Annotated in this window: 13 protein-coding genes; 2 read left to right on the top strand and 11 right to left on the bottom strand. The window is 58.3% G+C overall.

Annotation, left to right across the window (positions count from 1 at the left end; all coding sequences use genetic code 11):
- Positions 1 to 2: 2 nt before the first annotated feature.
- Both QP909_RS01175 and rlmN read right to left on the bottom strand, forming a co-directional pair.
- Complete coding sequence (locus QP909_RS01175; protein WP_269953091.1) at positions 3 to 833, bottom strand: ABC transporter ATP-binding protein; 831 nt, start codon at positions 831 to 833, stop codon at positions 3 to 5.
- Between the two features lie 18 nt (positions 834 to 851).
- Positions 852 to 1,964, bottom strand: coding sequence for a dual-specificity RNA methyltransferase RlmN (gene rlmN, locus QP909_RS01170; protein ID WP_479415321.1), 1,113 nt, complete (start codon positions 1,962 to 1,964; stop codon positions 852 to 854).
- A gap of 94 nt (positions 1,965 to 2,058) precedes the next feature.
- Here rlmN and QP909_RS01165 point away from each other — a divergent pair, with 94 nt between their 5' ends.
- A complete protein-coding gene (locus QP909_RS01165; RefSeq protein ID WP_284765837.1) occupies positions 2,059 to 2,466 on the top strand; it encodes a LapA family protein in 408 nt (135 codons plus the stop codon).
- Positions 2,467 to 2,551: 85 nt separating this feature from the next.
- Here the strand turns inward: QP909_RS01165 and QP909_RS01160 are convergent, their stop codons facing one another.
- From QP909_RS01160 to rpsB, 5 genes are all read right to left on the bottom strand, one after another.
- On the bottom strand, positions 2,552 to 3,433 hold the full coding sequence (locus QP909_RS01160) for a phosphatidate cytidylyltransferase (RefSeq protein WP_269953094.1): 882 nt from the start codon (positions 3,431 to 3,433) through the stop codon (positions 2,552 to 2,554).
- Between the two features lie 147 nt (positions 3,434 to 3,580).
- The gene (frr, locus tag QP909_RS01155) at positions 3,581 to 4,138 is read right to left on the bottom strand and encodes a ribosome recycling factor (protein WP_284765836.1); all 558 of its coding nucleotides are present in this window, start codon (positions 4,136 to 4,138) and stop codon (positions 3,581 to 3,583) included.
- 71 nt (positions 4,139 to 4,209) lie between these two features.
- Positions 4,210 to 4,896, bottom strand: a complete 687-nt coding sequence (gene pyrH / locus QP909_RS01150) for a UMP kinase (RefSeq protein WP_023027755.1) — start codon at positions 4,894 to 4,896, stop codon at positions 4,210 to 4,212.
- 266 nt (positions 4,897 to 5,162) lie between these two features.
- Positions 5,163 to 5,975 carry a translation elongation factor Ts gene (tsf, locus tag QP909_RS01145; RefSeq protein WP_284765835.1) on the bottom strand — a complete coding sequence of 271 codons (813 nt, stop codon included), beginning with the start codon at positions 5,973 to 5,975 and terminating at the stop codon, positions 5,163 to 5,165.
- A 298-nt stretch (positions 5,976 to 6,273) separates the two neighbouring features.
- Complete coding sequence (gene rpsB, locus QP909_RS01140) at positions 6,274 to 7,107, bottom strand: 30S ribosomal protein S2 (RefSeq protein ID WP_049377474.1); 834 nt, start codon at positions 7,105 to 7,107, stop codon at positions 6,274 to 6,276.
- Between the two features lie 378 nt (positions 7,108 to 7,485).
- Here rpsB and QP909_RS01135 point away from each other — a divergent pair, with 378 nt between their 5' ends.
- On the top strand, positions 7,486 to 8,007 hold the full coding sequence (locus QP909_RS01135) for a M23 family metallopeptidase (RefSeq protein ID WP_284765834.1): 522 nt from the start codon (positions 7,486 to 7,488) through the stop codon (positions 8,005 to 8,007).
- On the opposite strand, the gene QP909_RS01130 is transcribed toward QP909_RS01135, so the two are convergent.
- From QP909_RS01130 to QP909_RS01115, 4 genes are read right to left on the bottom strand one after another with little or no spacing between them, the layout of a single operon-like run.
- The gene (locus tag QP909_RS01130; protein ID WP_198491627.1) at positions 8,004 to 8,921 is read right to left on the bottom strand and encodes a tyrosine recombinase XerC; all 918 of its coding nucleotides are present in this window, start codon (positions 8,919 to 8,921) and stop codon (positions 8,004 to 8,006) included. The two genes, QP909_RS01135 and QP909_RS01130, sit on opposite strands and share 4 nt — an antisense overlap.
- Before the next feature lie 21 nt (positions 8,922 to 8,942).
- Positions 8,943 to 10,124: a DNA-processing protein DprA gene (gene dprA, locus QP909_RS01125; protein ID WP_284765833.1), complete on the bottom strand. Its 1,182-nt coding sequence runs from the start codon at positions 10,122 to 10,124 to the stop codon at positions 8,943 to 8,945.
- Positions 10,121 to 11,683 (bottom strand): YifB family Mg chelatase-like AAA ATPase, encoded by a 1,563-nt coding sequence (locus QP909_RS01120; RefSeq protein WP_284765832.1) that lies wholly within the window; start codon positions 11,681 to 11,683, stop codon positions 10,121 to 10,123. Before QP909_RS01120 ends, dprA begins: the two co-directional genes overlap by 4 nt.
- Positions 11,670 to 12,068, bottom strand: coding sequence for a YraN family protein (locus QP909_RS01115; protein WP_284765831.1), 399 nt, complete (start codon positions 12,066 to 12,068; stop codon positions 11,670 to 11,672). The genes QP909_RS01120 and QP909_RS01115 overlap by 14 nt, the downstream gene beginning before the upstream one ends.
- Positions 12,069 to 12,093: the final 25 nt, after the last annotated feature.

Below are 12,093 nucleotides of genomic sequence, written 5' to 3'. Positions count from 1 at the left end.
GACTAAAACTCCCCTCCCCTACGTTGCGGCTCGTCGCTATCGCGCCGCAGCCAATCAAAGGAGCCGGCATCAAATTCACTGCCGCCGGCGAAGTGGATAAAGGCATCCGTGAGGCTGCCTTCTTGGCGCACCTCCTCTACGTGTCCAGCAGATAGCACTTGGCCACCGGCAATAATGGCTACGTGGTCGCACAGCCCCTCCACCAATTGCATGACATGGGAGGACAAGATAACCGTGCCACCGCGGTCAACGTAGGCACGCAGTAGTTCCTGAATGAGTTTGCCTGATACAGGATCCACGGCCTCCAAAGGCTCATCAAGAATCACAACTTCTGGGTTGTGCAATAGTGCACCAGCTAGGAGGATCTTTTTGGTCATGCCAGCGGAGTAGTCTGCGATGGGCTTATCGGCGGCGTCGGCAAGCTGCAAGGCATCCAAGAGTTGCGCGCTGCGGTGTTCCGCCTCCGTTTGATTCATACGGCGCAATGCCCCGAGATAGAAAAGGAATTCCGGTCCTGACAAGCGGTCGAAAACTGGAGCACCATCGATAAGAAGGCCCATTGCCGCCTTCGCTGCGAGCGGGTCCTGCCAGGTATTGTGCCCGGCGATAAAGGCCTCGCCGCTATCTGGCCGCAGTAAGCCGCAAGCCATGGTGAGCATGGTCGTCTTGCCAGCGCCATTCGGTCCGACGATGCCATAAATAGAGCCCCGCGGGATGTCGAGGCTCAAATTCGACACCGCGGGGCGTCCAGCGAAAGATTTATTCAGACCGCGCACGGCCAAGGCCTGCGAGGTGGGGTCATCTGCAAGCGGCGGATAATTCGGAGTAATCATATCCGCCAATCTTATCAGTTAGGCGGACTTATCTTCTCGTTCATCCGCTGCGAGCTGACCACAAGCTGCCGCAATCTCATCGCCCTTGGTATCGCGCACCGTGCAAGGAACGCCTTGGGCCTGTACGCGGCGCACGAACTCGTCTTGGCGGTCCTGCGGGGCCGCATCCCACTCCGAGCCCGGCGTGGGATTGAGCGGAATGACATTGACGTGAACCTTGGAGCCCAGCTTCTGATGCAGCTTGCGGCCCAGCATATCCGCGCGGAAATCTTGGTCATTCTTATCGCGAATCAGGGCATACTCAATAGACACGCGGCGAGCAGACTTATCCGCGTAATAACGCGCAGCATCGAGCACCTCATCGACGGACCAACGGTTATTGACCGGCACAAGGCCATCGCGCAGCTCATCATCCGGAGTGTGCAAGGAAACGGCGAGCGTGCAGGCCAAATCCTCGTCCGCCAGCTTACGGATTGCCGGAGCCAAGCCCACGGTGGACACAGTCACGTTGCGCTGAGAAAGACCAAAGCCGGCACCATCCTGGCCAGTAATCTGCCGCACGGCCTGCACCACGCGCTTGTAGTTGGCCAGTGGCTCACCCATGCCCATGAAGACCACGTTGGACAGGCGGCCGCCTTCTGCCGCCATTGCGGCTGCAGCATGGCGGAACTGCTCAACAATCTCGCCCGTAGACAAGTTACGGTCCAGACCGCCCTGGCCGGTAGCGCAGAACGGGCAGGCCATACCGCAGCCGGCCTGGGAAGAAATACACAACGTAGCGCGTCCTGGGTAGCGCATCAGAACCGACTCCAGCAGTGTGCCATCATGCAAACGCCACAGGGACTTAGTGGTCTCGCCGTCATCCGTGGAAGTAGTCCGGATAGGCTTCATGAGCTCAGGGAAGAAGGCTTCCTTAACTGCTTCGCGTTTGCCGGCGGGGATATCGGTCATATCCTCCACATTGTCGGTAAAGTGCTCGTAATAGTGCTTAGCCAGCTGCTTTGCACGGAATTTAGGTAGGCCAATTTCTGCGAGCTTATCAATGCGCTCGTCTTCGGTCAGGTCGGCGAAGTGCTTAGGGGGAAGTCCGCGGCGCGGGGCGGAGAAGTTAAGTTTCACTGGTTGAGCCATAATGCTGCCCATCTTTCCACGGTCTGCGTGGGTTTTTCCAATTGAAAGCCGTGCCAAGTGGCATAATCGACAGGTTTAAAGAAATAATGGATGCATGACAAATCCGAATTACCCCGCAGATGACTTTTCTTCTTCCGACGCAAACCTCTCCTCGACGGAGATGAACGCTTCTGCACCGGAGACCGGTTCTAGCCTAGAGCCGACGGTCTCTGACTCTACTTCTCACTCCACCCAGCCTTCCGGCAAGGCGAAGGGATCTTTCGCAGCCAGCACGTGGATCGCGCTCATCGTAGGTTTCCTGCTACTGATTGTTCTCATTGTTTTCATCATGCAAAACCAGCACGCGGTTCCCATGAATTTCCTAGGCTGGTCCGGTGAGTTCCCTGCTGGAATCGCTTTCCTCATCTTCGCCATTGGCGGAGCACTCATCATGGCGCTAGTGGGTGGCTGGCGCATGTTTGAGTTGCGCCGCCAACTGCGCAAGCAGGCTCAGCAGGTATAGGTCTTAAAAAGCCGCCTCTCCCCCTGTCCTGCCTCCTTAGGAGACGGACTATTGGGGAGAGGCGGCTTTTGCGTACCCGCTGCTTCTATGGCGTGAATGTTGCCAGGAAGCTAATGGCGACCCAGGTGACCATGGCGGAAGGCAGCATGCCATCTAGGCGGTCCATCAGGCCCCCATGGCCGGGCAGCAGGGCCGACATATCCTTGATTCCGAGCTCACGCTTAAACTGTGATTCCACTAAGTCGCCCAAGGTGGCGCAAATGACAAGGCCAAGCCCCATCAGGCCGCCCACCCAGGCATCGTGATGGAGCAGGAACTTAACGGTAAGCGCGCCGGTGACCACGCCAAAGAGGATGGACCCGGCAAAGCCCTCCCACGATTTCTTTGGGCTTACTGCAGGGGCCATGGGATGCGAGCCAAACATCACGCCAGCGATATAGCCACCAGTATCGGAGGCCACCACGCACAACATGAAGACCACGATGGAGGCGGCGCCACTGGCAAATGGGGTCGACACCAGCGACAGCATTGCTGCGAAGGTGGCAAAAAGCGGAATCCATGTCAGCACAAAAATGCCGACGGACATATCCCGCAGGTAGTTAATTGGTGGGCGATGGCGACCATTATGGAAGAGGCGACCAAACATAAGCGCCAGCACAGCGGTGACATAGACCGCGACAAGGCCGGGCGCGCCCAGTGGCCACGAGACCCACACCATAGCTTGGCCCAAAATAATGAGCAACGTGCGCGGGATATAGTAGGAATGCTCCCGCAGGCGGCTGAGCACCTCCCACATAGCAACGCCAACTGCAAGGGCCACAAACGCGTACCACGCGAGTGGGCCGGCCCATACGGCGAGCACGACAAGTGCGCCGAGGCCTACGCCGACGCCGATAGCGGCCGGCAAATCGCGGCCTGCGCTATTCTTCGGCTGAGGCAATCGGCGGTTAATGGCGTCACTCACCATGACCGGCTCCTTTCGCTGCTTCTTTCGCGCCCCCTCGCTAACTTTCCACTGCTCGACCTCCCCTACTCCACACTTCGGAGCTGTAGGCCGCGGAACAGAAAAAGCGCCGCCGGCCGGGGACGGGCACGGCGGCAATGACGGGAGGTCTTAGACCTCCATCAGCTCGTTTTCCTTATTTTCTACCAGCTTGTCCACCTGCTCGATGTAGCCGGAAGTAATCTTTTCCATTTCCTTTTCCGCTGCGATGACCTCGTCCTCGCCGGCGTCGCCGTCCTTCTGCAGCTTCTTCAACTGCTCCATGGCCTTGCGGCGAATATTACGGATAGCAATCTTGCCGTCCTCGCCCTTGCTCTTGGCCAGCTTCACCATTTCCTTACGTCGCTCCTCCGTCAGCTGCGGAACGGTCACGCGCAGAACCTGACCATCGTTGGTGGGATTCACGCCCAAATCCGAGTTGCGGATGGAGTTTTCGATCTCATGAATCATGGACTGCTCATAAGGCTTGATGAGCAGCATGCGCGGCTCCGGTACGGAAATGGTAGCCATCTGGGTAATCGGGGTAGGTACACTGTAGTATTCGGCTACCAAGCCGTTGAACATAGTGGGATTCGCGCGGCCGGTACGAATGGTCACCAGCTGCTCGCGGGTGTGCTCGACGGAAGCGGTCATGTGCTCTTCTGCTTCGAGCTGAATCTCATCGATCATGAGGTTAAATCATCCTTAAACGAATAGGGGTGGCTGTATAAAAAGGTAGCAGGTTCGCAGCCCTTACAGTATTAGGACTGCACCAGCGTGCCGATAACTTCACCGCCGGCGGCGCGGGCGATATTACCTTCTTCCAGCAGGTTGAAGACCAAAATTGGCATATCATTGTCCATGCACAGGCTAAAGGCCGTGGCATCCGCAACCTTAAGGCCCTTTTCAATGACCTCACGCGGAGTGATTTCAGAGTACAGTTCCGCATCCGGGTTGGTGCGTGGGTCATCGGAGTAGACACCGTCGACTGCCTTGGCCAAGAAAAGAACCTCGGCACCAATTTCCAGGGCGCGCTGCGCGGCAGTGGTATCTGTGGAGAAGTACGGCATGCCCATGCCGGCGCCAAAGATAACCACACGGCCCTTTTCCAGGTGGCGGTCAGCGCGCAGCGGCAGGTACGGCTCGGCAATCTGCGCCATGTTGATGGAGGTCTGCACGCGGCAGTCCACGCCTTGCTGCTTGAGGAAGTCCTGCAGTGCGAGGGAATTCATTACCGTGCCCAGCATGCCCATGTAGTCCGAGCGAGCACGATCCATGCCGCGCTGGGAAAGCTCGGCGCCGCGGAAGAAGTTTCCGCCACCGATAACCACTGCAATCTCGATTCCCTGGCGGGAAACCTCGGCGATTTGGCGGGCTACGTTTTCAACCACATCTGGGTCGATGCCGACCTTGCCGCCGCCGAACATCTCACCGCCCAGCTTCAGCATTACTCGCTTGTATCCGGTTCGCTTAATTTCTGCAGCAGTCACGCCTACTTCGTCTCCTTAACGCGGGGCAGTTTCAATCTCCGCCCTATCTTACCCATATATCTTTCGCTTCCTCACACCGCCCGCCGGTGCAGGCCAGTAGGCAATTGCTACGTGCCGGTCCCTCTCCTGCGAATAGACAATCCGCACTAGTCGGCACGGTGAGCGCACGACAAAGCCCACGAAGGATAGTCCTTCGTGGGCTAGTCGTTAAAACAGGGGTGGGCTTAAGCGCCAACCTCGTAGCGAACGAAGCCGGTGATGGTGGTGCCAGCTTCTTCAGCAACCTGCTTTACGGTCTTCTTGTTATCAGACAGGGAAGCCTGCTCCAGCAGAACGATGGACTTGAAGAAGCCGTTCAGGCGGCCTTCCACGATCTTCGGCAGGGCTGCCTCTGGCTTGCCCTCCTCACGAGTGGTGGCCTCAGCGATCTCGCGCTCCTTTTCAACGACCTCTTCAGGAACGTCCTCGCGGGTGAGGTACTCAGCGTTCATGGCAGCAATCTGCAGGGCTGCAGCGTGAGCGCCTTCCTCGCTGCCCTCGTAGGAAACCAACACGCCCACTGCTGGCGGCAGATCAGCAGAACGCTGGTGCAGGTAAACGGCAACGTTGTCGCCCTCTACGGTAACGGCACGGCGTGCCTGCAGCTTCTCACCGGTCTTTGCGGACTCCTCGTCCACGACCTCGGAGACCTTCTTGCCGTCGATCTCAATGTTGTTGAGCTCGTCAGCGGAGTTTGCCTTGGCCTCAGCAGCAGCGTCAGCAATCTTGGCTGCGAAGGTCTTGAAAGCCTCGTTCTTAGCAACGAAGTCGGTCTCACAGTTGATCTCGACCATGGTGTTGCCAGAAACGGCGATGAGGCCCTCGGTAGCCTCACGGTCAGCGCGCTTGGAGACGTTCTTAGCGCCCTTGATGCGCAGGTACTCAACGGCCTTATCGTAGTCGCCGTTGGACTCTTCCAGAGCCTTCTTGCAATCGAGCATGCCGGAGCCGGTAGCTTCGCGCAGTGCCTTGACGTCTGCAGCAGTGTAGTTCGCCATAGTTGGGGCGATCCTCCTTGAAAATCAAACAGTGTTCGTTCAAACAGCGTAGTCGACGCGGTGAAATCGCGCCGCTTTAGGGTGGCAGAAACCACCCCTTCCCACCTACGTATGAAAGTGGAGCTGGTTTCAGCAGAACCCAGCATAGATAAAACCAACCCCCGCCGCCGTTACAGCACGGTGGCGGGGGTTGGTAAACAGCCTTGGGCAGGAATTACTCCCTTGCTGCCCCACACCAAAAGTGCGTGGGGTATTCAGTTAAACGCAGGTGAGGAAAATTCCTAGCGAGAAGTTAAGACTACTTCTCGGCCTTGTCTGCGGATGCTTCCTCAGACTTTTCCGCGGAAGCCGGGTCGGAAGCTGCGGCAGCCGCCTCAGCATCGCGCTTTTCCTTCTCAGCGGAGTCGCCGGCAGCTTCCTTAGCTGCAGCCAGCTGGCGCTCCTCGCGCGCCTTCTTGCCTTCCTCTACAGCGGAAGCAACGATGCCGGAAAGCAGCTTGGTGGAGCGGATGGCGTCGTCGTTGCCTGGGATCGGGAAGTCAACTTCATCCGGATCACAGTTGGTGTCCAAGATGGCGACTACCGGAATATTCAGCTTGCGAGCTTCCTTAACCGCAATGTGCTCCTTGTTGGTATCAACAATCCACAGCGCGGACGGGGTCTTTGCCATATCGGAGATGCCACCCAGAACGCGCTCGAGCTTAGCGCGCTCACGGTTGAGCATGAGAACTTCCTTCTTGGTGCGGCCCTTGTAGCCGTCCTCACGCTCATCCATTGCCTGAAGCTCCTTCATGCGCTTCAGACGCTTGGAAACGGTCTGGAAGTTGGTGAGCATGCCGCCCAACCAGCGGTGGTTGACGTAAGGCATACCGACGCGGGTTGCTTCCTCAGCAACTGCTTCCTGAGCCTGCTTCTTGGTACCAACGAACAGGATGGTGCCGCCGTGTGCAACGGTTTCCTTGACGAACTCGTAAGCCTCGTCAATGTAGGTCAGCGTCTGCTGTAGGTCGATGATGTAGATGCCGTTACGGTCGGTGAAGATGAAACGACGCATCTTCGGATTCCAGCGACGGGTCTGGTGGCCAAAGTGCACACCAGCGTCGAGGAGCTCGCGCATGGTTACAACTGCCATGATTCGCTCGCTTTCTTTTATCTTGTCTTTCGGTTTTCCAATTGTGCGGTGTTTTATTCCGCACCCTAGCAACGAAGGCCCTGCTGACACCTTGTTTCCAAGGACCACGTCAGCCGTCAGGCTGTCTCTTCCTTCCAGCAGGAAGCGACAACTTCGCCGCGCGTAGTCAATGCCTCCACGAGGTGGACACACTGCTGCCCCAAAGAATAATCCCCTTACGCTGGTTTTTCCAAACCGAAGACAGCTTATCCACAACTTTGCCGCAGCCACTTTGCATCAATCGTCACAACCGACTCAATCACATCATGCAACCCAAGTTGTCCACAGCTAAAGGAGAACGGACTTCCGAAACGCTTCTTTCCGGCTGACACTGTGCCCATGAATCAGCTTCTTTCCTCCTCCGCATTTCCCGCTTGCCGACGCCCCACCTTCCTCCCTACCACTTTCCTCACCCTTCTTTCGCTTCTTATTCTGTGTTGCCCACCGGCCACGGCCTATGTCGACCCTGCCTCCGGCAAACCTAGACCGGCGCGGGTGTTGCGTGGATTCGACGCCCCGGAACAAAAGTGGAGCCCTGGCCACCGCGGCGTCGACATGGCCCTATCCGTAGGCTCGCCGGTAGTAGCCGCCGAAGACGGCAAAGTCGCCTTTGTGGGCACGGTGGCCGGCAAACCAGTTGTCTCCATTGCCCACGCGGATGGAGTGAGAACGACGTATCAGCCCGTGCACGGCTCCGTAAAGCAGGGCCAAGAAGTCCGCGAGGGTCAAGTGATAGGCCGTTTAGGCAATCCCGTCGATGGTTATCCCGGACTGCACTGGGGCGCACTCATCGCAAAAGATACTTACATCGATCCTTTAACCCTGCTGGATATGCCGGTAATTCGCCTCAAACCGCTTTAGGCTCGGGGGTGGGCTTGGTCGTATACGCGCTGCAAGCGCTGCGCGGACACATGGGTATAAATCTGCGTGGTATTGAGCGAGGAGTGCCCCAGCAGTTCTTGCACTACGCGCAAATCTGCCCCACCTTCCAATAGGTGGGTTGCGGCAGAGTGGCGCACCCCGTGCGGGGTAAGCCCCTGTGTACCAGTGACTTTGGCGGCCTTTTCCACAATGCGGCGCACCTGGCGTTGATCGATGCGCCCTCCCCTGCTGCCGACAAAAACCGCTTCAGTTTCAGCCGTGGCGATTTCTCCACGGCCTTTGTCAATCCACTGCTTTAAGGCGTCTTCCGCTGCGTGCCCGAAAGGCACTACGCGCTGCTTATTGCCTTTACCGGTAACGTGCAAGGTACCGCGTTGAAAATCAATATCGCCTAGGTCCAGCCGGACCAACTCCGCCACGCGCATACCGGAGGCATAGAGCAACTCCAGGATGGCGCTATCGCGAAGGAAGTGGACTTCATCCGCAGAGACCGCATTGCCCATAAGCTCGCCGGCCTGCTCCGGAGCGAGAACCGTGGGAAGATGACGACCCACTTTAGGAGTTACTAGGCGGGCAGCAACGTCTCGCTTCAGGTGCCCTTCGCGCACTGCCCAAGTAGAAAATCCCTTCGCTGCCGCGGTGCGCCGCGCCAGGGTGGAACGCGACTTTCCTTCCGCAACAGCCTCTGCCAACCATTGGCGCAGGCTGTTGAGGTCAAACTCCGCGAAGGTAGGCACACTGCGTGCAAGGTCGCGCAAGTCAGAGCGATACCCACGCACCGTCGCTTCTGCGCGACCTTTGACATGTAGTTGGAAATCCGCGAAGTCCTCAATGGCCTCAGCCATCTGCCCCTCAACTTTCAGAGCCTTCGCGGACTTTCCATCTTCACTCATGCCACAGCAGTGTACTCGCTCTTATTCCGTTTCCCGGCGCGCCCAGGTATTGCCATGCCGGACGACAACGCACATCTTTTCCAGTGCCAGTAGTAAGTGAACTGTCAGCGGTAAACGGAATCCCGCTTCGCGGGCTATGTCTTCTGCCGTTGCTTTCTCCTGTCCTAGCGGTGGCGTCGCATCAAAGACGCGCAACTCATTGCGGGAGAGGCGTTGGGTCATGGTTGCTGCAAAATTGATTTCGTACTGTGCGCCTGGGTCTACTTCCCCGGCGCGACTTACTAGCGCGCGAATTTCATCGGCACTGGTAACCAACTGTGCGCGGCCTTCTTGAATGCGCTGGTGGCAGCCCAACGAACCGCTAGTAGTTATCGGCCCCGGCACCGCCATCGCAACTCGCCCAAGCGCTTCTGCCCAGTTGAGGGTGTTCAACGCGCCAGATCGAAATGCCGCCTCCATAACTACGGTACCGTGACTCAATGCTGCCACTAAGCGATTGCGCGTTAAGAACCGGTGGCGCTTCGGCGCGGTTTCCGGCGCGAATTCAGAGATGATGCAACCATTGTCCGCAATCTTGGCGAATAAGTTGGCATTGCGGGCTGGGTAGTCCCTATCGATGCCACACGCTGCTATGGCTACCGTGCGCCCGTTGTTGTGCAACGCTGTTTCGTGCGCGACAGTATCCACTCCCAGCGCGCCGCCGGATATTGGAGTCCATTCATGCTGAACCAATCCGGACACGACGTTGTGGGTGGCCTGCCAGCCATAGCGAGAAATGGCACGAGTACCGACGATGGCCACAGCTTGAGCAACCTCTGCCTGCAATGGTGCACCGCGCACCCACAGGCTATGTGGTGGCAATGCTTGGTCATCAAAAGTAGCTGGGGCCTCCCCGCCGTGCTGATAGAAGCCGAATGCAGAGTCAAACTCCTCTGTGGGCCACTCTGGGCTTTCTGCCGTAATGAGCCGAGCCCCGACCCTTTCGGCTGCCGCCATATCTTCGGCCTGCCGCAACCAGTCATAGCGGGAGGCCGTGCGCGCCAAAAGCGGGCCAATCCAGTCGGCGCGATTGTAGATTCCGTGGGCGATTTCCTCAGCTGGGTATTGCGTAAGCAGGGCCTGCAAAGCAGCAGAGGGGCCTTCCACCACTCGATTGAGGTATACCCAGGTCGCATACGAAGAAGAGAGATCAAGGTCGCTCATGCTGCGAGCCTCCCGACGTTTATTGAGCCGCGCAGATCGAGCGCGCGCCCCACTTCGTCCAGGTCCGGCTGTGCCTTTCCTGCTAGATCGGCCAGAGTCCAAGAGAGTTTCAATACGCGGTCCACTCCGCGCTGGGATATTTCACCTTCAGCCAAGTAGGCAGACAACATGACCATCGCAGCCTCTGCAGCGGGTCTCTTTCGGCGCAAATAGGACGAAGGAACTTCCCCATTGGTGCGTGCGGTGATGCCATCCGCCCACCAGCGTGCGGCGGCGCGCTCACGGGCAGCGGCGACGCGCTCGGCGATGACTGCGGATTCCTCTTCACCGTCCGCGTTAATTGTTGCCGCCTGCCCGCTTAAGGTGACCACCATATCCAGACGGTCTCGCAACGGTCCGGAGAGATTGGAGAGGTAGTTCATTCGTTCATGGGGGTTGCATCTGCACTTAGACGGGTCTTCGGCCGCACACCTGCACGGGTTTGCCGCCATGACCAATTGGAAGCGAGCAGGATAGGTAACCTCGCGGCGCGAGCGCGCCAACCGCACGTGGCCTTCCTCCAGCGGTGCACGCAGACCATCGAGTACCGGCGCGGCTACCTCACTGGCCTCGTCGAGAAAGAGCACACCATTGTGAGCCAAACTCACCGCACCAGGGCGCGGATGTCCGGAACCGCCGCCAAGTAATGCCGCCCGAGTAACTGAGGCATGCGGGGCGATGAACGGGGCGCGCTCGATGACCTCACCTGGGGTTCCGGTCAGCGAATGAATTGCGGTGGTTTCGACCTGCTGGTCCGGGGTAAGTGTAGGCAGGATGGTGGGCAGGCGTGAGGCGATCATGGACTTTCCTGATCCTGGCGGCCCAATCATCATCAAGTGATGGCCACCGGCTGCAGCAACCTCGGCAGCCCATTTGGCATTAGCTTGGCCAGCGATATCGCTAAAGTCGAGTCGCGACGCCGCCGCAGGCGCGGGGCTGAGCGACCCCGAAAAGCTCGCCGCCTGCGGCAGCCCACGGTTTCCGCAGGCCCATCCGAAAGCTTCCTGCAACGACGAAGCAACCAGTACGTCCATGTCCGGCACCAGTGTCGCCTCGGCGGCATTGCCAGGCGGAACAAGGAGAGTTGTTATTCCTTGCTCCCGTGCGGCAAGGAGGGCAGGGATGATGCCTGCTACAGGCCGAACGGAGCCGTCGAGGCCGAGCTCGCCTAGGACCAAGGTGCGCTGGAGACGTTGGGCGGGCGAGGAAGTACTGCCATAAGACGGGAAGTCGGCCTCCGCCTGGGCCGCCAGAATCGCAAGCGCTATGGGTAGGTCAAAGTGGGACCCGGATTTGGGAAGCGACGCCGGGGACATGGAGACAACCACTTTCGTCTTGGGCCAGGGCAGATGGGAGTTAAAGGCTGCGGTCTTGATTCGGTCCCGAGATTCGGAAATTGCGGTATCCGTCTGGCCTACAACGTGAATGCCCGGCAGTCCGTGACCGACGTTCGCTTCCACGTCAACCAACTGGGCTAAGACTCCGTTGAGGGACATGGTCAAACAATTACCTAGAGCCATCTTCAACCCCCTTGAAGTGTTCCAGCGCAAACCCCTGCCCGCGCGCGACCAAGGCAATAACGTCGAATCGCACCCCAGATAGTGGCTTTCCATCAAGCCACTGTGCCGCGGCTTTACGCAGTCGCGCGAGCTTCTGCGGGGTTACGGCCTCAGCTACCCCGTAGCGGGAATTGGCGCGGGTCTTAACCTCAACAAAGACGATGGTTCCATCCGCCTCCCGGGCGATAAGGTCGATTTCTCCCACCCGATAAGTGACGTTGGCAGCAATTATTTCTGCCCCGCGTTCGCGCAGATAGCGCGCTGCGAAGGCCTCTCCCCTTTTTCCTAAGACTTGTTTATGACGGGGCTTCTTCGTGGCCAAGCGGTGTTCTGAACTAATGTGCATTGCGGTTTATCCTTGTGCGTCGAGA

Origin of the sequence: Corynebacterium sp. MSK195 (assembly GCF_030228885.1) — a bacterium.
In the GTDB taxonomy this organism is placed as follows: domain Bacteria; phylum Actinomycetota; class Actinomycetes; order Mycobacteriales; family Mycobacteriaceae; genus Corynebacterium.
The sequence above is the reverse complement of the archived record's forward strand: the minus strand, read 5'-3'. Positions and strand labels throughout refer to the sequence as shown.